Source organism: Erythrobacter sp. A6_0 (assembly GCF_017744235.1).
GTDB lineage: Bacteria > Pseudomonadota > Alphaproteobacteria > Sphingomonadales > Sphingomonadaceae > Qipengyuania.
The window spans coordinates 119,387-142,805 of the sequence record NZ_JAGHQR010000003.1; the positions used below are offsets into that span (position 1 = coordinate 119,387).

General features: G+C 64.7%; 17 protein-coding genes. 10 read left to right on the plus strand and 7 right to left on the minus strand.

The genetic code is table 11. The features are described 5' to 3' along the window. Nucleotides 1-3: 3 nt before the first annotated feature. From J7347_RS09460 to lgt, 3 genes are all read right to left on the minus strand, one after another. Entirely contained in the window at nt 4-423 is a 420-nt protein-coding gene (locus J7347_RS09460; protein WP_067683734.1) for a DUF2147 domain-containing protein, read from the minus strand. A gap of 45 nt (nt 424-468) precedes the next feature. After that, nucleotides 469-1,503, minus strand: coding sequence for an SAM-dependent methyltransferase (locus tag J7347_RS09465; protein ID WP_245174018.1), 1,035 nt, complete (start codon nt 1,501-1,503; stop codon nt 469-471). A gap of 88 nt (nt 1,504-1,591) precedes the next feature. Next, nucleotides 1,592-2,452, minus strand: coding sequence for a prolipoprotein diacylglyceryl transferase (gene lgt, locus J7347_RS09470; protein WP_348521601.1), 861 nt, complete (start codon nt 2,450-2,452; stop codon nt 1,592-1,594). A gap of 142 nt (nt 2,453-2,594) precedes the next feature. Between lgt and J7347_RS09475 the strand changes: the two genes are divergently transcribed. The 3 genes from J7347_RS09475 to J7347_RS09485 all read left to right on the plus strand — a co-directional run bounded on the left by J7347_RS09475 (nt 2,595) and on the right by J7347_RS09485 (nt 9,850). After that, a complete protein-coding gene (locus J7347_RS09475; protein WP_209161831.1) occupies nt 2,595-4,283 on the plus strand; it encodes a class I adenylate-forming enzyme family protein in 1,689 nt (562 codons plus the stop codon). Then, complete coding sequence (locus tag J7347_RS09480; RefSeq protein WP_209161832.1) at nt 4,280-7,039, plus strand: [protein-PII] uridylyltransferase; 2,760 nt, start codon at nt 4,280-4,282, stop codon at nt 7,037-7,039. The genes J7347_RS09475 and J7347_RS09480 overlap by 4 nt, the downstream gene beginning before the upstream one ends. 141 nt (nt 7,040-7,180) lie before the next feature. Then, entirely contained in the window at nt 7,181-9,850 is a 2,670-nt protein-coding gene (locus J7347_RS09485) for a TonB-dependent receptor (RefSeq protein WP_245174020.1), read from the plus strand. Between the two features lie 87 nt (nt 9,851-9,937). Here the strand turns inward: J7347_RS09485 and J7347_RS09490 are convergent, their stop codons facing one another. Then, nucleotides 9,938-10,609 carry a YggS family pyridoxal phosphate-dependent enzyme gene (locus tag J7347_RS09490; RefSeq protein ID WP_209161834.1) on the minus strand — a complete coding sequence of 224 codons (672 nt, stop codon included), beginning with the start codon at nt 10,607-10,609 and terminating at the stop codon, nt 9,938-9,940. 21 nt (nt 10,610-10,630) lie between these two features. Between J7347_RS09490 and J7347_RS09495 the strand changes: the two genes are divergently transcribed. From J7347_RS09495 to J7347_RS09510, 4 genes are all read left to right on the plus strand, one after another. Next, entirely contained in the window at nt 10,631-11,194 is a 564-nt protein-coding gene (locus J7347_RS09495) for a thiamine phosphate synthase (RefSeq protein ID WP_209161835.1), read from the plus strand. Between the two features lie 82 nt (nt 11,195-11,276). After that, nucleotides 11,277-13,625, plus strand: a complete 2,349-nt coding sequence (locus J7347_RS09500; RefSeq protein ID WP_209161836.1) for a DNA translocase FtsK 4TM domain-containing protein — start codon at nt 11,277-11,279, stop codon at nt 13,623-13,625. Nucleotides 13,626-13,669: 44 nt separating this feature from the next. Then, nucleotides 13,670-14,101 carry a hypothetical protein gene (locus tag J7347_RS09505; protein ID WP_209161837.1) on the plus strand — a complete coding sequence of 144 codons (432 nt, stop codon included), beginning with the start codon at nt 13,670-13,672 and terminating at the stop codon, nt 14,099-14,101. 176 nt (nt 14,102-14,277) lie between these two features. Then, nucleotides 14,278-16,266 carry a S9 family peptidase gene (locus tag J7347_RS09510; protein ID WP_209161838.1) on the plus strand — a complete coding sequence of 663 codons (1,989 nt, stop codon included), beginning with the start codon at nt 14,278-14,280 and terminating at the stop codon, nt 16,264-16,266. Here J7347_RS09510 and J7347_RS09515 read toward each other — a convergent pair. Next, nucleotides 16,263-17,099 carry a gamma-glutamyl-gamma-aminobutyrate hydrolase family protein gene (locus J7347_RS09515; RefSeq protein ID WP_245173989.1) on the minus strand — a complete coding sequence of 279 codons (837 nt, stop codon included), beginning with the start codon at nt 17,097-17,099 and terminating at the stop codon, nt 16,263-16,265. The genes J7347_RS09510 and J7347_RS09515 overlap by 4 nt on opposite strands. A 161-nt stretch (nt 17,100-17,260) precedes the next feature. Here J7347_RS09515 and ald point away from each other — a divergent pair, with 161 nt between their 5' ends. Beyond that, entirely contained in the window at nt 17,261-18,382 is a 1,122-nt protein-coding gene (gene ald / locus J7347_RS09520) for an alanine dehydrogenase (protein WP_209161839.1), read from the plus strand. Here the strand turns inward: ald and J7347_RS09525 are convergent. Together J7347_RS09525 and J7347_RS09530 are read right to left on the minus strand one after the other, a co-directional pair. Continuing rightward, the gene (locus J7347_RS09525; protein ID WP_197465444.1) at nt 18,379-18,777 is read right to left on the minus strand and encodes an acyl-CoA thioesterase; all 399 of its coding nucleotides are present in this window, start codon (nt 18,775-18,777) and stop codon (nt 18,379-18,381) included. The genes ald and J7347_RS09525 overlap by 4 nt on opposite strands. Continuing rightward, nucleotides 18,774-20,957: a S9 family peptidase gene (locus tag J7347_RS09530; RefSeq protein ID WP_209161840.1), complete on the minus strand. Its 2,184-nt coding sequence runs from the start codon at nt 20,955-20,957 to the stop codon at nt 18,774-18,776. Before J7347_RS09530 ends, J7347_RS09525 begins: the two co-directional genes overlap by 4 nt. A 146-nt stretch (nt 20,958-21,103) precedes the next feature. Between J7347_RS09530 and J7347_RS09535 the strand changes: the two genes are divergently transcribed. Next, the gene (locus J7347_RS09535; protein ID WP_209162085.1) at nt 21,104-22,936 is read left to right on the plus strand and encodes an aminopeptidase P family protein; all 1,833 of its coding nucleotides are present in this window, start codon (nt 21,104-21,106) and stop codon (nt 22,934-22,936) included. A gap of 74 nt (nt 22,937-23,010) precedes the next feature. Then, on the plus strand, nt 23,011-23,403 hold the full coding sequence (locus J7347_RS09540) for a VOC family protein (protein WP_209161841.1): 393 nt from the start codon (nt 23,011-23,013) through the stop codon (nt 23,401-23,403). The last annotated feature ends 16 nt before the right edge of the window (nt 23,404-23,419 follow it).

A 23,419-nucleotide genomic window follows, 5' to 3' on the forward strand; every position in this document is an offset into this window, starting at 1 on the left:
GGCTCAGTTCGCGCGGGTCCAGTTCTGAGTCTGGCAGAACGGGCCGAGGCACCCCTTAACCTCAAGCTTGGAGGCGGACGTGCGCCGGATCACCGAACGGTAATCCTTGCCGGACTTGGGATCATAAATACGTCCGCGCCACAGATCGCCATCCTCGCTGAACGAAGTCAGCACGGGCGTGCCGAGCAGCTTGCGGCTGCGCTTCGACTTGTCGGGATTGTTGACGTCGCGCTGATTCACGCCCTGGGGCGGGGCGACCAAAAATTTGCTGATCTTCCCACAAAGATTGGCTCCGCACGGCGCGATGGTGATCACGGCGTCGCGATCTTCGGTGATCCAGCGCCCGGTGATCGGATCGGCTGCCGAAGCGGGAGCGGCCAGAGCCATGGCGGCTCCGGCAAGAGCGAGTGCAGCGTGTTTCATCGAAATCTCCTTTGGTGGTCGAACCAACCAGATGGCGGATCGTTTCTAGACGGGCCCGAATCCTGCGCCTGCGGGCCATCCCCCGCCGCCAAGTGCCATCACCTTGAACAGTTCGCCCATTTCCTCGGCGTGAACGAGACGGTGAAGATCGCGGGCGACCGCCTCGCCGCCTCCCTTGTCTTGGAGGGCCTGCGCCCGCGCCTCGATCCCCAGCGCGCGCAGCCAGTTTCCCTGTGTCGTCGCCGACAGCCATTCGGCTCCGCCCGCCTGCGCGACCCCGGCAAGCGTGGCGAAATCGACCAGCGCGGTGAGATCGGCGATGCCGGGAAATTCCAGCGGATCAGCCTTGCGATGGCCCTTCACGGCCTGAAGCGTCGATCCGTAGCGCGGGGCCAGAAACCCGTAATCGATGAACAGCGCCGCGCCGCCCTGCCGCGCGGTTCGCCGTGCGACCTCGTCCATCACCGCCGCCGCGCCGGGATTGGTTTCGAGTATGGTGCCGATCTCCGCCTGTCGCCGGTCTTGCGGGACGGCATCGTCCATCGGGTTCGGCCCCGCCGAGAAGACGAACGCGTCATCCTCGTCCAGCGCCACCATTCGCTCACGCCAGCCGCTTTCGGTGCGGACCAGTTGGCGCACCGGCAGCGCGTCGAGAAATTCGTTGGCGACGAGCAGTATGGGCGCATCTTCGGGCACGCTTGCCAGATCGTCATGGAACTGAGCGCCGGGCACCGCCGCCGCCTGCTTGGCGCGCAGGACGGGCGAACCTTCCACGAGATGCACGCGCGGCGCGAGCCCGTGGCGTTGCATCACTCGCAGCGCGTCGCTCGCCAGCGTGCCGCGTCCGGGGCCAAGCTCGACATAGAGGACATCCTGCGGCCTTCCCGCACGCGTCCACAGATCGGCGCACCACAGGGCGATCATCTCGCCGAACATCTGGCTGATATCGGGCGCGGTGACGAAATCGCCCCCTCTAGCCGAACCGCCATCCGAATGTCCGCCCGGATCGGGCGCGCCGAGGGGATCGCGGCTCGCATAATAGCGCGCATTGCTCTCGCCCATGAAGCGCGCCACCGGCATCGGGCCATAGGCGCGGATCAGGCGCCGGAAGCGCGCAGCCAGATCGTCGCTCTCGGCTTCGCTCGCCTTCACTCCCTACGTCCGCCGCTTACGCCGCTTTCGCTTCGCCCGGCGCGGGGGATTTAGGCGTGCGTGTCAGGCTGTAGGCGATGACGGCAAGGCCGATCGCGATCATCGGAAGGGTCAGCCACTGCCCCCGGCTGAGACCGGTTTCCGCCACGACATAGGCCAGATGCGCATCGGGCTCGCGGAAGAATTCGTTGACGAAGCGCGCGATCGAAATGCCGACCGTGAACACGCCGACGAGGAAGCCGGGACGATAGCGGGCGCGGGTATACCAGAACAGCGGCAGCAGGATCGCGATCATCAACGCGCCTTCGAGCGCCGCCTGATAGAGCTGGCTCGGGTGCCGCGCGAGGCCGAGCGGATCGGACGGGAACACCATCGCCCAGCTCACATCGGCGGGGCGGCCATACAATTCGCCGTTCACGAAATTGGCGAGCCGGCCGAACATCATCCCGAACGGCACGTTAACCGCGATATAATCGCACACGCGCAGCCAGTTCAGCCCGCCGCGCCAGGCGACCCAGGCGATCGCGATCAGCACGCCGATCACACCGCCATGGAAGCTCATCCCCCCGGTCCACAATTTGAACAAAGCGAGGCTGCCGAACAGGTCCGGCTGGTAGAACGCGGCATAGCCCAGCCGCCCGCCCAGGATGATCCCCAGCGTGCAGTAGAAAAACAGATCGTCCACATGGCGCTGCGCCATCGGCGCGCCCGGGCTCTTCACCATCTTCGACAAATGCCAATATCCCAAAAGGATACCGGCGAGATACGCCAGGCTGTACCAGCGCAGCGTGAAGAATCCGAGATCGATCCCGGGCGTGAGGCCGAGCTCCGCCCACTGGATCGGGTCCGCGCCCGCATTCGCGAGTAGTGACAGCACAGGGTTATCCCTTATAGGTGGTCCGAAAGCCGCCGCTTGCGACCTCGTCGGGGGCGGCTTTTGGCACAGCCGGGCGATGCGCGAAAGCCCGCACACCGGCTGATACGCCTTTGGAGAATTCAAGAGAGGATAGCCGCACCTTATGCAGACCGATCTCGACCGCGACATCAACCGCGTCACCGATGCCGTGACCGCCGATGGACAGATGTTCGCCCTGAAGACCGTGACACGCCGCGGGGTCGACATGCCCGCCTTCGTCAACGCGCCGCCCAGCCTGGCGCATTATTTCGCCCATTTCTGCAATCAGAACAAGGAGGCGCTGTTCCTGGTGGACGGCGATCAGCGTCTGACCTTCGGCGAGGCTTACGCCGCCGCCGGCAAAGTGGCGGATGGTTTGGCGACGCGGCACGGCGTCAAGAAAGGCGATAGGGTCGGCATCGCGGCGCGCAATTCGGCCCAATGGGCGATCGCCTATATGGGCACGATCATGGCTGGCGGCTGCGCCACGCTGTTGAACGGTTGGTGGACGGGCGAGGAACTCGCCTACGGAATCGGCCTGTGCGAATGTTCGCTGGTCCTGGCCGATGCGCCGCGCGCAGCCCGGCTCGACGGGATCGAGCACGGCGCCACTATCGTGGTGTTCGACCATGACGAGGCGGGCCTTGCCCCGATCACGGGCGATGGCGACACCGCCATGCGTATGCTCGGCGAGCTGGGGCCGGACGATCTTGCCACCATCCTCTATACGTCGGGATCGACGGGCAATCCCAAGGGCGCCTATTCGGATCATCTCGGCGTCGTGTCCGGCACGATGAACTATATCTGCCAGACCGCGATGATCCTCCAGCTTCTGACCGAGCGGGGCGAGGCGCCGACCGTGCAGCCGAGCGCGCTGGTCAGCGTGCCGCTGTTCCATGTCACGGGTGAAATTCCGGTCTTCCTCCAGTCGATCGCGATCGGGCGCAAGCTGGTGCTGATGCCGAAATGGGATGCGGGCGAGGCGCTGCGTCTTCTGGACGAGGAAAAGGTCACCTACTTCGTCGGCGTTCCGCTGATGAGCTACGAGATGGCGACGCATCCCGATCGCGACCAGTTCGACCTGTCGCAATGCAAGAGCTTTGCGGCAGGCGGCGCGCCGCGCCCGGTCGAACACGTGAACAAGATCAAGGAATCGTTCCCCAACGGTTTCCCGCTGCTGGGATACGGGCTTACCGAAACGAATGCGATCGGCGCGGGCAATCTCAACGAGAATTACCTCGCCAAGCCCGGCTCCACCGGCATGGCCTCGCGCCCGCTGGTCGATATGGCGATTCTGGACGATGCGGGCAAAGCCCTGCCTCAGGGCGAAGTGGGCGAAATCTCGATCCGCTCGACCGCGAACTTCCTCGGCTATTGGAAGGACGAGGAAGCCACCAAGGCGGCCTATACCGACGATGCCTATTTCCGCACCGGCGATCTCGGTTATCTCGACCCGGAAGGCTATCTCTATATCGTCGACCGCAAGAAGGACATCATCATCCGCGGGGGCGAGAACATCGCCTGCATCGAAGTGGAAGACGCGATCTATGCGCATCCTTCCGTGGCGGAATGCTCCGTCTTCGGTCTGCCGGACGAGCGGATGGGCGAGGTGCCCGCGGCGGTCTATCTGACCCAGCCGGGCGAAAGCCTGTCGCCGGACGATCTCAAATCCTACCTCGCCGAGCATATCGCGCACTTCAAGATCCCCGAGAAATTGTGGCAGGCCGAAGAACAGCTGCCGCGCCTCGGCACGCAGAAGGTCGACAAGCGGGCGGTGAAGGCGCTGTACGCGAAGGATAGCGCCGCGGCGTGAATCGCTCCCCCGTTCCGAACCAGCGCGCGATCATCGACCGGCGGCAGCTCGCCGGACGGATCGCCGCGCTGGTGGCGGAGGAAGGCGAAAAGGCGCGCCCGGCCATCGTTGCGGCTCTGCGCGAGGCACTCGATCGCGGGCGGGCGGAGCTTGTGCGCAGGCTGGAGAAAAACCCGTCGGCGGGCCATGCCTGCACGCGCGGCTATGCTTTCCTGACCGATCAATTGGTGCGCGTGCTCTACGATCACGTGACCGCCGATCTCTATCCCGCTCCCAATCGCAGCAGCGCCGAACGGCTCGCGATCCTGGCGGTCGGCGGATACGGTCGCGCCGAAATGGCGCCGCATTCGGATGTCGACATCGCCTTCCTGACGCCCCAGCGCCACACCGCCTGGTGCGAGCAGGTGATCGAGGCGATGCTGTATCTGATGTGGGATCTCGGCCTCAAGGTCGGCCATTCCAGCCGCACGCTGGACGATGCGATCCGGCTGGCGCGCGAGGATCTGACGATCCGCACCAGCCTGCTCGAGGCCCGCTACGTCTGGGGAGACGAGGTGCTCTACGACGAGGCGGCGCGCCGGTTCTGGAGCGAGGTCGCGCGCGGGACCGAGCGGCAATTCGTGGTCGAGAAGCTTGCGGAAAGGAACGCCCGCCACAAGCGGATGGGCGACAGCCGCTATGTCGTCGAACCCAATATCAAGGACGGCAAGGGCGGCTTGCGCGATCTGCAGACGCTCTACTGGATCGGCAAATACACCCACCAGGTCAGGAGCGCGAAGGAACTGATCGATGTGGGGCTGCTGACAACGGCGGAATACAAAGGCTTCCGCCGCGCGGAGCGATTCCTGCTGGCGGTGCGCTGTCATCTGCACCAGATCACCGGGCGGGCAGAGGATCGGCTGACCTTCGACTTCCAGCGGCAGATCGCCGAGCGGATGAATTTCGCCGATCGGCCGGGCAAAAGCTCGGTCGAACGGTTCATGCAATTCTATTTCCTTCAGGCGAAGCGGGTCGGCAGCCTGACGGGCGTGTTCCTCGCCCAGCTGGACGAAGAATTCGCCCAAAAGAGCGCCAAGCGCGGCTTTTTCGCCGGGTTCCGCAGCCGTCCGCGCGAATTGAAGGGCTATGTCGTCCATGGCGGCAAGATCGCCGCGCCGTCCGACGAATGGTTCCGCAAGGATCCGGTGCGCCTGATCGAAGTGTTCCAGCTGGCCGAGGCGGAGGAGCTGGAAGTCCACCCGCGCACCATGCGACAGGCCGCGCGCGATGCGAAGCTGATCGATCACACTGTGCGCGAGGACGCACGCGCCAACGCGCTGTTCCTCGATTTGCTGGCGGGTCGCAACGATCCTGCAAGCGTGCTGCGATGGATGAACGAGGCTGGCGTGATGGGCCGCTTCGTGCCGGACTTCGGCCGCGTCAACGCGCAGATGCAATTCAACATGTATCACCACTACACGGTGGACGAACACACCATCCGCGCGATCGGATTGCTATCGCGGATCGAGAAGGGCGAATTGAAGGACGATCATCCGCGCGCCACGCGGCTGATCCACAAGGTCGCCAGCCGCCGGGCCGCTTATGTCGCGGTGCTGCTGCACGATATCGCCAAGGGTCGGAAGGGCGACCATTCGATCCTGGGCGCGGAAGTGGCGCGCGAATTGTGCCCGCGGTTCGGCCTCAACGAAAACGAGACCGAGCTGGTCGCCTGGCTGGTGCTCCATCACCTGTTGATGAGTCACACCGCGCAGAAGCGCGACCTGACCGATCCCAAGACGGTGGAGGATTTCGTCGCCACGGTGCAGGGGCTGGAACGGCTGCGCCATCTCGCCATCCTGACCGCCGTGGACATCCGCGCCGTGGGGCCGGGAACCTGGAACAGCTGGAAGGGCCAGCTGCTGGGCGAGTTGTTCGACCTATCGCAGGAGCGCTTGAGGCTCGGCCATGCGCGGCATGGGCGGCACGAGCGCGTTACGGCCAAGCGCGCCGAGGTTTCCGAACGGCTGGGCGCGCGCAGCGATCTCGTCGCCAGCGTCGGCGAGCGGTTGGACGATGCCTACTGGATCGCCGAACCGGCCGATATCGCCGCAATCAATCTGGTCCATTACCACGCCGCGCGCGAGGCCGATCACGCGCTCTCGATCCATTGCGAATTCTACGAGGAGCGCGGCGCCACGCTGGTGACAGTGATCGCCGCGGACCATCCCGGCCTGTTCTATCGCATCGCGGGCGGCATCCACCTGGCGGGCGGGAATATCATCGACGCGCGCATCCATACCTCGCGCGATGGCTGGGCGGTCGACAATTTCCTGGTTCAGGATCCTCACGGCCGCCCCTTCATGGAAGAGGGCCAGCTCGAACGGTTGAAGAAATCGATCGCCGATGCGCTCGCCAACCGGATCGACCTGGAACCGCGCCTGGCGCAACGCCCGCTGCCCCACAGCCGATCCAAGGCGTTCGACGTCGATCCGCGCATCGTGTTCGACAACACGGCCTCGAACCGGTTCACCGTGATCGAAGTCAATGCGCGGGATCGCTCGGCGCTTTTGAACCGCCTCAGCCGGGCGCTGTTCGAAGAAGGGCTGGTGGTGCAGTCGGCGCATATCACCGCCTATGGAGAGCGCGCGGCCGATACCTTCTACGTTACCGACGTAACCGGCTCGAAAATAACCGGCGAAGCCCGCCTCGCCCGGATCGAGGCCGCCCTGCTCGAAGCGGCAAGTGATGCATTACAGGCACGGTTGGAGGACGCGTGAACGGCGCCCGTCGATAGATTGTTGCAAGTTTGCCGTGCATAGCTATGCAATCGTGTCATAACCATAAAACTCAGGAGAGAGTGCATGAAATCCCAGTTCGCGTCGTTACGCGTGCTCGCCCTGCTTGGGGCCGGTGCGGCCATGATCCCGCAAGCCGCCTATGCTCAGGACCAGTCTCCCGACGGTCAACTCGAAAACGCCGATGTTGAAGACAACAACGTTATCATCGTGACGGCACAGGGCCGTGCGCAGGTTCTGGCCGACGTTCCCGTGGCCGTTTCCGCCGTTTCGGGTGAGACGCTGCAGAATTCTGGCACCAGCGACATTCGCGAACTGAACCAGGTCGCCCCCTCGCTGCTCGTTTCCTCCACGGGTAACGAAGCGAACGGATCGGCCCGTATCCGCGGCATCGGAACGGTCGGCGACAATCCCGGTCTCGAAAGCTCGGTCGCGGTGTTCGTCGATGGGGTCTATCGTTCGCGTTCGGGTAGCGCGCTGTCCGAACTCGGCCCGCTCGACCGGGTCGAAATCCTGCGCGGCCCGCAGGGCACGCTCGGCGGCCGCAACGCATCTGCCGGTCTTATCAGCATCTACACCGCGCCGCCGGAATTCGAATTCTCCGGCTACGGTGCCTTCACCTACGGAAATTACGACGCGATCAAGGTCGAAGGCGGGGTGAACGCACCGCTTAGCGAAACCATCGCGGCGCGGATCGACGGGGTCTATTTCGAGCGTGACGGCTTCTACAACGATGTCGTCAACAACGTGAAGATCAACGATCGCGACCGCTATCTGGTGCGCGGCCAGTTGCTGTTCGAACCGACCGAGAACCTGACCTTCCGCCTGGTCGGCGATTACTCCAAGAAGGAAGAGGCGTGCTGCGCCGCGACCTTCGTGCAGCCCGATTTCGCACCGCTGGCCCGCGTATCGCCGGGGCTCAATTCCTTCGCTCGCCCGGTCGGCGGGTCGCCCGCGCTGACCAGCACCGGCAACCCGATCGTCAACATCCTGCTCGGCCTCGGCCAGAATCCCAACGCGCTGACCCAGTCGACCTTCAACCGCGATATCTACATCACGCCCGGTCGCAGCTATGACGGCGAGACCGAGGATTACGGGGTTTCCGGCGAACTTAACTGGGATTTCGGCAATGTCACGCTGACCTCGATCACCGGCTATCGCGAATATTCGAACTTCCAGGGCTCGGACACCGACTACACGCAGGTCGACCTGCTCTATCGCGCGCCCAACGAATTCGGCGGCGCGCGCGCGTTCGAAACCTTTACCCAGGAACTGCGCCTGTCCGGTTCGGTCTTCAACGACCGGCTCGAATGGCTGGTCGGCGGCTATTACGCCAATGAAGACCTGACGGTTAAGGACAATCTGCGGTTCGGCACCCAATACGGCACCTTCGCCAACTGCCGCATCGCTCTGGCGATCAACCCGGCGCTCGCCAACCCCGGTGCCGCCAATTGCTTCGGCCCCAATATCGCGGCGCTGACGCTCGCGAATGGCGGTGCTGGCGCCTTCGGCCCGGCGACGCCGCTGATCGTGGGTGCGATCAACAATCTCGCCCAGGTCCGCGATCGCGGTTCGACCGGCGACCAGTACAATCAGAACAGCGAAAACTTCGCGCTGTTCACGCACAACATCTTCCACATCACCGACAATATCGATCTGACGCTTGGCCTTCGTTACACCAACGAAACCAAGACGCTGGACGCCACGTTCGGCAACGACAACGTGTTCTGCCCGGCCAACCGTGCCCTGCTGCGTCCGCTGCTTACCAATCCGGCGCTCGGCGGCCTGGCGGGTGGCCTGCTGGCGCTGTCCTGCCAGGGCAATTCGACGTCCGAATTGAACGGCGTTTCCATCTCGGACGAGCGGGACGAGGACGAATTCACCGGCACGGCGATCCTGAGCTGGAAGCCGACCCCCGACTTGATGACCTACGCGTCCTATTCGCGCGGGTACAAGGCGGGCGGCTTCAACCTCGACCGTTCGGCACTGTCGAACCCGGTGGCGTTCAACGCCGCCGCGATCAATCCGTCGGTGCTGCAGTTCGCGGAAGAGACCGTGAATGCCTACGAAGTCGGCGCGAAGTACTCGACCCGCGAATTCGGGCTGAGCCTCGCGGCGTTCCGCCAGGAATTCACGAATTTCCAGCTGAACACCTTCAACGGTTCGGTCTTCCTGGTGCAGAACGTCAATTCCTGTGACGACAATCTGGGCGGTGCCGATCAGGATGCCAGCGCCGCGACCGGCGCCTGCAATCCCGACGCGGTGGCCCCGGGCGTGATCGCGCAGGGCGTGGAAGTGGAAGCGACGGTCAATCCGATCCGCGATCTGGGCTTCACCTTCGGCTTCACCTATTCCGACACCAGCTATGAAGACAATCTGATCGGGAACGACAGCGGCGTGCCGCTCGATCCGGCGCTGCGTCTGCTGCCGGGCGACAATCTGTCGAACGCGCCGCAGATCGTGGCGACCTCGTCCGTCACCTGGACGCCGCCGCTCGGCGAGAGCGGGATGAAGGGCCTGGTCTTCTTCAACGTCCGCATGACCAGCGATTACAACACCGGTTCAGACCTGCTCTACGGCAAGGAACAGGACGGGTATGCGATCGTGAACGGCCGTATCGGCCTTACCAACATCGCCGATCGCTTCGCGGTGGAAGGCTGGGTGCAGAACCTGTTCGACGTCGATTACACGCAGGTCGCGTTCAACACGCCCTTCGTGGCACCGCAACAGACCTTCTCGGCCTATCTCGCCGAGCCCCGGACCTACGGGATCACGGTGCGCGGCAAGTTCTGACCGGTTTACCGATTGGAGAGGAGAGGGGCGTCCCGCGAGGGGCGCCCTTTTTCGTATCCGACCGATTGCCTTGGGAACGGTGGGACGTCAGTCCCGCGGGCCGAACAGCGCCGTGCCCACGCGCACATGCGTCGCGCCAAGCATGATCGCAGTCTCGTAATCCCCGCTCATCCCCATGCTGAGATCGGGGAGGCCATGATCCAACGCCAGCTTGCCGAGCAGGGCGAAGAAGGGCGCGGGTTCGATATTGGCGGGCGGCAGGCACATCAGGCCGCGCACCGGAATATCGGCGTCGCGCGCCTGGTCGAGCAGGCCGGACAGTTCAGCGACCGGGCAACCGCCCTTCTGCATCTCGTCGCCCACATCGACCTGGACGAAGCAGGGCACGCGCCGACCGGTCTTGTCGAACGCCTTGGCGAGCGCCTTGACCAGGCTCGGCCGGTCGAGCGCGTGGATGCAATCGAACAAAGCCACCGCATCCTCCGCCTTGTTCGACTGGAGCTGGCCGATCAGATGCAGTTCCGTGTCGGGAAACCGTTCGCGCAAGCCCGGCCATTTCGCCTGCGCTTCCTGCACCCGGTTTTCACCGAACGCGCGCTGCCCCTGTTCGAGCAGCGGTTCGATCTCCTCGGCAGCGCGGGTCTTGCTGACCGCGATCAAAGTCACCTCGTCGGGCTCGCGGCGGGCGATCTTGCAGCTATGGGCGATCGCTTCGCGAACATGGGCGAGTGGGGTTGAAACGGGGGCGCGTTCGGACATGGGGCGCGCTATAGCGGTTGCGTGACACAGTGCCAGCCTTCCGCCGATCTGCCTTGCCTCTGGCTCCTGTCCGATGCGCGCAACGATGCGCAGCTCGAAGACGCGCTCGACCGCCTGCCGCCGGGATCGGGCTTCGTGTACCGGCACTATAACCTCGCCCCCACAGAGCGCGCCGCGCGGTTCATAAATCTGGCGGAGCACGCGAGAGAGCGCGGTCATCGCATCGTCCTGTCGGGCACTTCGGCGCAGGCGGAAGAATACGGCGCGGACGGAATCTACGGCGCCACCGACCGGATCGGCCCGCCTCGCCCCGGCCTTCTGCGGCTCGCCACCGCGCATGATGCAGGCGAACTGGCCGCAGCTGAGCGCGCGCGGGCCGATGGCGTGTTCCTGTCGCCGGTCTTCCCCACGCGCTCGCATCCGGGCGGCGCATCGCTGGGGCGCGAGACATTTCTCGCCCTCGCCCGGTCCACCACTCTCCCCGTGATCGCTCTGGGCGGAATGACGGTTCATCGCGCCGCCGCGCTCGACTGGCCGCGCTGGGCCGCCATCGACGGTCTGACCCGTCTGCCGAACAGCGCTTGACCTCGGACTCCTGCCCCACTCATAACAGTACCGAGCCGCATAGGGGTCGCCCTAGTACGAGACAGGGCGGGAAGGATCTTTCATGGCAAGCCAGGCAATGACGGTAACCGACTGGAAGGCCGCCTTCCGGCGCTCGCTCCGGCGTGCAGGCCAGATCGCGGGTGCCGCCGTGCTGAGCCTCGGCACGCTGTTCCTGGCCCTGTCGCTCGCGAGCTATGCGCAGACCGATCCCAGCCAGTCCACCGCCGCCGCCGATAGCGATATCGCCAACTGGATGGGATCGAGCGGCGCCTGGGCGGCGGAACGCGCGCTGTATTATTTCGGCCTCACCGCCGTGCTGTTGCTGCCACTGCTCTATATTTCAGCCCGCCGGTTGTGGCGCGGGATCGAGACCGACAGTTCCGCCGATGAAGGCCGCTGGTGGCGGCCCTTCGCCATGCTGCTGGCCGCCATGGTCCTACTCGCCACCGTGCTCGCGCTGGTATTCGAAGGCAGCGCCAACGGGCTTCCGGCCGGGTTCGGCGGGCTCGCGGGCCTGCTGGGCGCGGGCGGGATCGAGGCCGTGGCAGGGCGCTTCCCCGAAGGCGCGTCGGGCTGGATCATCGCGCTCGCCGGAATCGTCGCATTGTTCGGCGGAGCGGCGCTGGTCACGCGCGTCTTCGCGATCGACTGGGTGCAATTCCTGACCCTGCCCGAATTCCTGCGCCGCGCCCCGCGCATCGCGGACAAGCTCGCCGACAGCGAGATCCTCCCCCTCCCCCGCCGCAAGGAACGCCGCGCGCGGGCCGAAGAAGCCGCCGAACCGCTTGCGGAAGAACCCGCGACGCCGCGCCGCGCGCCCGAGATCTCCGACCCCACCTCCGCGCCGCGCCGGGCGGAACCGACCGCCAAGCCCCGCCAGCGCGACATGTTTGCCGAATACGATCTGCCCAGCCTCGACCTGCTCGCCGATCCGGGTGAACAGAAGGTCGCGAAGCTCGACAAGATGGCGCTGGAGCGGAACGCCCGCCTGCTCGAAAACGTGCTCGACGATTTCAACGTCAAGGGCGAGATCGTGGCGGTGCGCGCCGGCCCGGTCGTGACCATGTACGAGCTGGAACCCGCGCCGGGCATCAAGGCCAGCCGCGTGGTGGGCCTCGCCGAAGATATCGCCCGCAACATGTCCGCGATCAGCGCGCGCGTTTCCCCGATCCCGGGCAAGACCGTGATCGGCATCGAACTGCCGAACGCGGACCGCCAGACTGTCGCATTCAAGGAACTGGCCGAATCGGAAGATTTCGCGGAGGCCAAGGGCAATCTCCCGATGATCCTGGGCAAGGATATCGCGGGCGAACCGATCATCGCCGATCTCGCCGCCATGCCCCATCTTCTCGTCGCGGGCACGACCGGGTCGGGCAAGTCGGTGGGGCTGAACTGTATCCTGCTGTCGCTGCTCTACCGCTTCACGCCGACCGAGTGCCGCCTGATCCTGATCGATCCCAAGGTGCTGGAGCTCAAGAGCTACGACGATATCCCGCACCTCCTCTCCCCCGTCGTGACCGAACCGCACAAATCGGTGCGTGCTTTGAAATGGGCGGTGGGCGAGATGGAGAAACGCTATCGCATGATGTCGAGCGTCAATTCGCGCAACATCCATTCGTTCAACGAAAAGGTGAAGGCCTCGATCGCCAAGGGCGCGCCGCTTGGCCGACGCGTCCAGACCGGCTTCGATCCCGAAACCGGCGAGGAGATCTACGAGGAAGAACAGCTCGATTACGAAGTCCTGCCCCAGATCGTGCTGATCGTGGACGAACTGGCCGATCTGATGGTGACCGTCGGCAAGGAGATCGAGGTTCTGATCCAGCGCCTCAGCCAGAAGAGCCGCGCGGCGGGCATCCACCTCATCATGGCGACGCAGCGCCCCTCGGTCGACGTCATCACCGGCGTCATCAAAGCGAACCTACCGACCCGGATCAGCTTCAAGGTCACCAGCCGGATCGATTCGCGCACCATCCTCGGCGAGCAGGGATCCGAGCAGCTGCTGGGCAAGGGCGATATGCTCTACAAGCCCAATACCGGTGCGATGGTGCGTGTGCATGGGCCCTTCGTGTCCGACGAGGAGGTCGAGGCGGTGGCCGATCACTGGCGCGGCCAGGGCACGCCCGACTATGTCGATGCCGTCACGGAAGAGCCGGAGGAAGGCGGCGGCTTCGGCTTCGACGACGAGCTGACGGCGAGCGACGATCCCGAAGAGCGCAAATATCGCCAGGCCTGCCAGATCGTATTCGAGAACCAGAAGGCGAGCGGATCGTGGCTCCAGCGCCAGATGGGCGTGGGCTACAACACGGCGGCGAAATGGATCGAGCGGATGGAAAGCGAAGGCCTCGTCAGCGCATCCGACCATGTCGGCCGCCGCGAAATCTTCCGCGATCGCGACGGTAATCCGATCTAGGCGCGCGGCGCGGATCGAAGCGCCCGAACGGGGAGAGGCCTGAAATGCAGGATGCCGCGCGGATGCCGATCCTGGCCGGAGCAATCCTGTTCCTGCTGGGCCTGATCGAGGGTGCGCTGGTCCAGTCCTTCCTCAATCCGCGCATGGCGCTGTCGGCGCATCTAACCGCCGTTCAGAGCGGCATGGCACTGATGATCTTCGGCCTGGTCTGGCGCTGGGTCGCGCTTCCCTCGCTCTGGTCCGCCATGGCGCGCTGGAGCGTGGCGGCGGGCATCTACTCCCTCTGGTTCGGCCTCACCCTGTCGGCTGCGACTGGTGCGGGCGACAGCCTGCCGATCGCGGGGGCCGGTTACGATGCCGGCCCGCTCGCGCAGACGATGGTCTCGGTTCTTGTGCTCGGCGGAAGTGCCGGAATGACGGTGGGATGGTCGCTCTTCGTGGTCGGACTGGTGCGAGGCTTCCGCACGGAGCGATGAAAGCGCCTTTCGATCGAAAGGCTTTCACCGCAGGTTCGGTTGTGTATTATCTGGGCAATACAGGTGTATCGTCCAGATAAGGGGAACCTCACATGACCATGCTTCGTAAAGCCAGCCTAACCGCTCTTGCCGCCGGGCTGTTGTCCGGTACGCCCGCTCTAAGCCAGGACCCTTCGATGACATCACCCGCCGCGACCGCCCCTGCCGGGCAGGATCTGTCCGCCTATCCGCTGATCGCGCGCGAGGCGCTGTTCGGCAATCCGACGCGCGCTTCCGCACAGATCAGCCCGGACGGTGCGTATCTGACATGGCTCGCGCCGAAGGACGGGGTGCTGAACATCTGGCTCGCGCCGGCCGACGATCCCGATCAAGCGCGCGCCATCACCGGCTCCACCGACCGGCCGATCCGCCAGTATTTCTGGGCGCCGGACGGCAAGAGCGTGCTATACGTTCAGGACAAGGGCGGGGACGAGAACTTCCTGCTCTACGGCGTGAACGTGGAAACGGGCGCGGAAACCACGCTGACTCCGTTCGAGGATACGCGCGTCCAGATCATCGGCGCATCGACCACGATCAAGGACGCCATTCTGGTCAGCCTCAACAATCGCGATCCGCGCTTTCATGACGTCTATCGTCTCGATCTCAGCTCGGGAGAGCTGACCAAGCTGATCGAGAACGAAGGCTATGCCGGCTTCATGGCCGACGACAATCTCGACGTGCGGGTGGCGCTGCGCCCCAACCAGACCGGCGGCATGGATGTCTTCAAGGTCGAAGACAATGTGATCGCGGCGGAGCCCTTCAGCTCCACCGACATGGAAGATTCGCTGACGACATCGCCCGCCGGTTTCACCACCGACGGCAAGACCATGTACTGGTACGACAGCCGCGGGCGGAACACCGCCGCGCTCGTCGCCATGGATGTCGCCACGGGTGAGACCCGCGTTATCGCAGAGGACGAGCGCGCCGATATCGGCGGTTCGATCCGCGATCAGGATACCGGCGAGATCGAGGCCTATTCGGTCAATTACCTCAAGACCGAATGGACCGCGACCGATCCCGACATCAAGGCCGCGCTCGATTTCCTCGATGCCAATCTGGAAGGGCAATACGGCATCCAGTCGCGCACCGACGACGATCGCAAATGGATCGTGGGCAACGACCCGGTCGTGGAGCCGAGCGCAGCCTATCTCTACGATCGCGACGCCGGGACACTGGCGCGGCTCTATGTCGGGCGTCCCGAACTGGAAGACGCCCCTTTGCAGCCGATGCACACGCTAGAACTGACGAGCCGCGACGGGCTGACGCTGCCGAGCTACCTCACTCTGCCGCCGGGCAGCGACAGCGATGCAGACGGTGTGCCCGACAGCCCGGTGCCGATGGTGCTGCTGGTCCATGGCGGACCCTGGGCGCGCGACGGCTATGGCTACAATGCCACCCACCAATGGCTCGCCAATCGCGGCTATGCGGTGATGAGCGTCAATTTCCGTGGCTCGACCGGATTCGGCAAGAATTTCATCAATGCCGGTAATCTCGAATGGTCGAAAAAGATGCATGACGATCTGATCGACGCGGTCGAATGGGCGGTGAACGAGGGCATCGCGCCGCGCGATCAAGTGGCGATCATGGGCGGGTCCTATGGCGGCTATGCCACGCTGGTGGGCCTCACCTTCACGCCCGAAACCTTTGCCTGCGGCGTGGACATCGTCGGGCCGTCGAATCTCGAAACGCTGCTGTCGACCATTCCGCCTTATTGGGCCCCGCTGATCTCGCAATTCCATGACCGGATGGGCAATCCCAACACGGAGGAAGGGCTGGCGCTGATCAAGGAAGCCTCCCCCCTCTACAAGGCGGACCGAATCACCAAACCGCTGCTGATCGGCCAGGGCGCGAACGATCCGCGCGTCAATCAGGCGGAAAGCGACCAGATCGTGGCGGCCATGGAAGAGCGCGGCATTCCGGTGACCTATGTCGTCTATCCCGACGAAGGGCATGGGTTTGCCAAGCCCGCCAACAACATCGCCTTCAACGCCGTGACCGAGAATTTCCTCGCCTCGTGCTTGGGCGGTAGGGCCGAGCCGATCGGCGATACGCTGGGCGCCTCGACCGCAGAGATCGTGACCGGGGCCGAGTTCGTCGACGGGCTGGAGGCCCAACCGGGCGGCTAGGCGCGCCGATCGAGCGAGGGGATGGCGGCGAGGAAATTCGCGATTTCCAGCCGCCGCCTCTCTTCGATCGCCAGCTCACCGTCCACGCCGAGCCGCCATTGCAGCGCGCGGCTTTCCGGCTCGCAATCAAGCGCATCGTAGAGATCGGCCTGCTCCTCGACCTCGCCCTCCCTCCGCGCGAGATCCGCTTTCACCAGCGCATCGCTTTCGCGGCGCAGAGCGGCAGCGATTTCGGCCAGGCTCAGTTCGGGATGATACTGCACGCCCCAGAAGATGCCCCGATCGTGGCGGATTTCGGCGGCCTGTACCCGCGTGATCGCATTGCCCGCCAGCACCAGCGCGTTGTCGGGCAGGCGCTCGACCTCGTCGGCATGGAGCGCGGACGCATCCCATACGGCGGGACGCCCGGCGAGCAGCGGATGATCGCGCCCCTGCGCGGTCCTGGTGATCCGACGCGAAATTCCCGCCTCGAACCGTTCGGGCATCCGACGCACCTTTCCGCCCGCCGCCGCGACCGCGACCTGCAATCCCGCGCAGGACCCGAAAGAAGGCGTCCCGCTGGCGAACACGGCCCGCATGAAGGCGAGCTGACGATCGACTACCGGACTGTCCTCGTAAACATGCAGCGGCGATCCCGTGATGAAGACCGCATCGTACGCCGCGATGTCCTTGGCCGAGAGCGGGAGCGCGCCATCGTCGGAGGGGCGCACCAGATCGACCGTGCAGCCGGGCCGCATCTGCTTCAGCGTCGCGCGATAGGTTTCGCCGGAACTCTTGCCGGTATCGGCGCGGCGTTCCTGCCGGTCGGCAGGCGTGCCGCTTTCGGCGATCAAAAATGTGAGTTGGGGGATGAAAGCATTCCTCGGATTTTCGCTGCGCTCCCTAACTGGGGACGCGTGAACGCGGTGCAACCGTAGCGGCAGTGGCGTTCGGGCGACTCCGCTTGCCGCCAAACGGTTGCAGTTGTAACGGACGGGCCGAGAAGGAGAATCCCATGCGCGTCGGTTGCCCCAAGGAAATCAAGAATCACGAATACCGTGTCGGCCTGACGCCCGAAAGCGCCTACGAGCTGACCAACCAGGGCAACGAAGTCTGGATCGAGAGCGGTGCGGGCCTCGGCATCGACGCGACGGACGAGCAGTATATGGCCGCCGGTGCCAAGATCGTCGACGGGCCGGACCCGATCTTCGACGAGTGCGAGATGGTGGTGAAGGTAAAAGAGCCGCAGGCCGAAGAGCGCAAGAAACTGCGCCAGGGCCAGATCCTCTACACCTATCTCCACCTCGCCCCCGATCCCGATCAGACGCGCGACCTGCTCGATAGCGGCGTGACCGCGATCGCCTACGAGACGGTCACCGGCCCGCGCGGGCAATTGCCGCTGCTAAAGCCGATGAGCCAGGTGGCCGGGCGCATGAGCGTGCAGGCGGGTGCCGCCGCGCTGGAAAAGGCGCATGGCGGGCGCGGCGTCCTCTTGGGCGGGGTTCCGGGCGTGATGCCGGGCAAGGTCGTGGTGATCGGCGGCGGCGTGGTCGGCTTCAATGCCGCGCAGATGGCGGTGGGCCTCGGCGCCAATGTCACCATTCTCGACCGCGATCCCGAAGTGCTCGAAAAGGTCGGCACGCATTTCGAAGCGCGGGCCAGCACGCGGTTTTCCAATGCGGCGAACCTGCTCGACGCGGTCAGCAGCGCTGACCTCGTCATCGGCGCGGTCCTCATCCCCGGCGCGGCCGCACCCAAGCTGGTGACGCGCAATATGCTCAAGCGCATGCAGAAGGGCTCGGTCCTAGTCGACGTGGCGATCGATCAGGGGGGCTGCTTCGAAACCAGCCGCGCGACGACGCATGCCGATCCGACCTATGTGGTGGAGGATGTGGTCCATTACTGCGTCGCCAACATGCCCGGCGCCGTGGCCCGCACCAGCACCTATGCGCTCAACAACGTCACTCTGCCCCATGCGCTCAGGATCGCCAAGCTGGGGTGGAAAGAAGCGCTGAAGGCCGATCCGCATCTGGCGGAAGGCCTCAACGTGCATGAAGGCAAGGTGACCTACGAAGCGGTCGCGACCGAACTCGGCCACGAATATCGCAGCGCGGCGGAAGTACTCGGAATAGCCTAATCCGTGCGAAAGGGTGCGAGCACTTCGGCGCGCACCCGCAGCGGGCGCAAGGTCTCGCGGTCGAGCATCGCCCAGGTCGTGGCGGCGGAGACGAGCACGCGCCCGTTCGCGCCCTTAAAGTCCACGCGTCGCAACGATTTCGCGCCTTTCGGTTCGCCTTCGATCCAGGTCTCGCCCGTCACGCTTTCGCCCGGACCGATATTGCCGCGATAGTCGATCTCGTGCCGCACCACGAGCCACACCACGGCTTCCCGGTCCTTGGCCCGCGCCACGGCGTCCCAGTGCTGGGTCGCCATGTCCTGCACCCACTGGACCCAGACCGCATTGTTGACGTGGCCCATCACGTCGATGTGGTCGGGTCCGGCAGTGAACGTGCGAGTGAAGCGCAAGACTATTCCGCCCCGCCATTCTGCCACAGGATGAAGGCGACTTCCTCGGCCATTTCGCGGATCGATTCGAACCGGCCCGACTTGCCGCCATGGCCCGCGCCCATATTGGTCTTGAGCAGCAGCGTGTTATCGTCGGTCTTGTATTCGCGCAATTTGGCGACCCATTTGGCCGGTTCCCAATAGGTCACGCGCGGATCGTTGAGGCCCGCGGTCACCAGCATGGGCGGATAGTCCTGCGCGGTGACCTGATCATAGGGACTGTAGCTCAGCATATAGGCAAAGGCCTGCTTGCTCTCGATGGGATTGCCCCATTCGGGCCATTCGCCCGGCGTCAGCGGCAGATCCTTGTCGAGCATGGTCGAAAGCACATCGACGAAGGGCACATGCGCCACCACGGCGCCCCACAGATCGGGATCGGTGTTGGCGACCACGCCCATCAGCTCGCCGCCTGCGGAGCCGCCCGAAATGCTGATCTTGCCCGGCGCGGTATAGCCTTCCGCCACCAACCCCTTCGCCACGTCGACGAAATCGGTAAAGGTGTTGGTCCGCTCGTTCAGCTTGCCGCCGAGATACCAGTTGCGGCCCAAATCGTCCCCGCCGCGAATATGCGCGATGGCATAGGCATAACCGCGATCGACGAGGCTGAGGCGCGTGGTCGAAAAGCCGGGCGGGATCGCATAGCCGTAAGCGCCATAGGCATAGAGATGCAGCGGGCCGGGCTCAGCGGGGCGATCCTTCCGGCGCACCACGCTGACCGGCACCATCGCCCCGTCGCGCGCACGGATCGTCAGCCGCTCGGTCACATAAAGATCGGGATCATAGCCGCTCGGGATTTCCTGCTGCTTCAAGAGTTCGAGCTCGGCAGTATCGACCACGTAATCGTAGACCGAATTGGGCGTCACCATGCTGGTATAGGAGAGGCGCAGCCGGTCGGTATCGTATTCGGGATTGTCCGAAAGCCCGGCGGAAAAGCTCGGCTCCATGAACGCGATCGGCTTGACCAGTGCGGGTTCGACGTAAGAGCGCAGCTGGATCTGGTCGAGGCCTTCCAGCCGCCCTTCGGTGACGAAGAAGTCCTTAAACAGGTCGAAACCGGTCAGATAGAATTCGTCCGATCCCGCGATCAGCGTGGTCCATTCGCCCGGATTGTCGAGCGGCGCGGTTGCGAGGCGGAAATTGACGTGTTCGTCATTGGTGTGGACCCACACCGTATCGCCGCGCACATCGACATCGTATTCGACGCCCTTCTTGCGCGGTTTGACGAGGATCTGCTCGCCGGTCGGATCGGCGGCGGAGACGAGGCGGACCTCGCTCGTCTCGTTATCGCCCGTCGCGATGACCAGCCAGTCTTCCTGCGCGGTCAGCCCGGTGCCGACGCGGAAGCCCTCATCTTCCTCGTGATAGATCTCGACATCGCTTTCGACCGGCTGGCCGATGACGTGGAGGCGCGCATTGTCCACGCGCCATTCCTTGGTCGCGAGCCCGTAGACGAGGCCGCGATCGCCCATCACCCAGGTGAGGCCGGACAGCGTGCCGGGGATCTCGTCGGGCAATGTTTCGCCCGTTTCGAGATCCTTGATCCGCGCGGTGAAACGCTCCGATCCGTCCGTGTCGGTCGAGTAGGCGAGATAGCGCCCGTTCTTCGAGACCGCGAAGCTGCCGAGGCGGAAATATTCGACCCCATCGGCCAGCGCGTTTTCATCGAGGATCAGCTGCGTATCCCCGCCCGCCACCGGCTTGCGGTAGTATTTGCGATACTCCGCACCTTCTTCGAATTCCGACCAGTAGAGCCAGTCGCCATCCTTTTGCGGCACGGTGGAATCGTCTTCCTTGATCCGCGCCTTCATCTCTTCGAACAGCGTGTCGACCAGCGGCTGATGCGGCTTCATCTGCGCTTCGAACCAGGCGTTCTCCGCCTTGACGTGATCGAGAATGTCCTCGTCGTCGATAGTCGGATAGCTCGCATCGCGCAGCCAGTGATAGGGATCGGAAATCGTGATCCCGTGATGGCTGTAGGAATAGTCGCGCTTCTCGGCGACGGGGGGCGCAGTCGGTTCGGATGTGGAAGCGGGCACGGAACTCTCTTGATTGGCGGCGGATTGGGCGGCGAGCGGAGCGGATAGCGCCAGGCTCGATACGGAAAGGCCGAAAACGGAAAACGCGACCAGTAGACGCTTGGACGACATGGATGAACCCCTCGGATAGCGGCGCAGAGGTGGAAAGCGGCCCCGCAATGCCCTACACTGAAGCCAATGATTATGCGGCTGCGCCCCACGCCGCAAGCCGCGCCTGCCCCTTTGGGCCGCGCGAACCGACGAAAGGATACACCGCCATGCTGATGAACGCCCACGAAGCCCGCCTGACCGATCTGCGCAAGGAATTGCAGCGCCGGGGCCTGTCGGGCTTCGTCGTCCCGATTTCCGACGAGCATATGAGCGAATATGTCGGCTCCTATGCGGAGCGGCTGAAATGGCTCACCGGCTTCAAGGGAAGCGTCGGCAGCGCGGCGGTGCTGGCGGGCGATTACAGCGGCAAGGGCGCGGCCATGTTCACCGACGGGCGCTACACCGTGCAGGTGCGCGAACAGGTTTCGGGCGAGCTCTACGATTACGAGGACGTGCCCGCTACCGGCCCCGCCCAGTGGATCGCCAAACACGCGCCTAAGGGCGCGAAGATCGGCTACGACGCCTGGCTGCACGGTATCGAATGGGCCGAAGCGGCCGAAAAGGTGCTGGCGAGGAAGGGCATCGATCTGGTCCCGGTCGACGGCAATCCGGTCGATGCGATCTGGAACGACCGGCCCGAACCCTCCCCCGCGCTCGCCGAGCCGCATGACGAGACGCTGGCCGGCCGTTCGAGCGCCGACAAGCGCGCCGAGATCGCCGACTGGCTGAAAGAGGAGGGATACGACGCGACGATCATCACCGCGCTCGATTCGGTGGCCTGGCTGCTCAACATCCGGGGCGGCGATATCGCTCATACGCCCGTCGCGCTTTCCTACGTGATCGCGCGCGCCGACGGGACGGCGGACCTCTTCATCGCGAAGGACAAGATCTCGCCCGGGCTGACCCAACATCTGGGCAATGCCGTGACGGTGCGCGACCGCGCGGATTTCGAACCGGCGCTGGCCGAACTTTCGGGCAAGACCGTCGCCGTCGATCCCGAGCGTGCGGTGGCGGGCATCTTCCACGCTCTGAAGGAAGCGGGGGCCACGATCGGCCGCGCCACCGATCCGGCCGTCCTGCCGAAGGCGATCAAGAACCCGACCGAACAGCAGGGCCATCGCGACGCCCAGGCGCGCGACGGAGCGGCGATGGTGCGCTTCCTGCGCTGGATCACCGAGGAAGCGCCCAAGGGTGGAATCGACGAACTGACTGCCGCCGCCAAGCTGCGCGAATTCCGCGGCCTCAGCCCGGACCTCAAGGATACGAGCTTCGACACGATCAGCGCCGCCGCGGGCCACGCCGCGCTGCCGCATTACAAGGTCGATGAGGAAAGCAACATCACGATCCCGCCCGCCAGCATCTTCCTGTGCGATTCCGGCGGCCAGTATCGAGACGGGACGACCGACATCACGCGCACGGTCTGGATCGGAACGCCGGACGGTTCGGCAAGGCCGACGCCGGAAATGATCGACCGCAACACCCGCGTCCTCAAGGGTTATATCGAGCTCGAACTGGCGCGTTTCCCGGTGGGGACGAATGGCGGCCAGCTCGACACTCTTGCGCGCATGCATCTGTGGCAGGCAGGCGTCGATTACGGCCACGGAACCGGCCACGGGGTCGGCAGCTTCCTCGCCGTGCACGAAGGGCCGCAGCGCATCTCGAAATCGGGCGGTGCCTTCCCCGGCACCGGAACCCCGCTTGCAGCAGGGATGATCCTTTCGAACGAGCCGGGCTATTACAAGCCGGGCGAATTCGGCATCCGCATCGAGAATCTGATCCTGACCGTCCCGGTCGAGATCGAGGGGGCCGAGGGCGACTGGCTGGGTTTCGAGACGCTGACCTTCGTGCCGCTCGACCGACGACTGATCGACACGGACATGCTCACGCCGCGCGAGCGGAATTGGGTCGACGGATACCACGCCCAGGTCCGCGCGCTGCTGGCGCCGCAACTGGACGGGGACGACCTCGCCTGGCTGGAGGCGGAAACCGCGCCGCTCTGATCGGGCTTGCCCTGCGCGTGCGTTCCTGTAATGTTCTCAAAGGCGGTCGCGAGTCACTTTGAGGGAGAAGCACTATGCTGGGTTACGTGACTGTCGGCACCAACGATCTGGAGCGCGCGGCGGCATTCTATGACGCCATCGCCAAGGAAATGGGCGTCGGGCGGATGATGGAGTTTCCGACCTTCATCGCCTGGGGCGAAATGGACGGCGCGCCGGGGATTGCCGCGACGAAACCCTTCGATGGCGAAGCGGCGACGGTCGGCAATGGCATGATGGTGGCGCTGGAAGCCAAGGACACGGCGCAGGTCCATCGCCTGCACCAAATCGCGCTCGAAAACGGCGGCGGTGACGAAGGCGCCCCGGGCCCGCGCGGGGATGCGGACGAGAACGGGATGGTGTTCTACGCCAGCTATTTCCGCGATCCCGACGGCAACAAGCTGAACGCCTTCACCATGGCGAAAGCTTAGGCGGCATAGCCTCTGC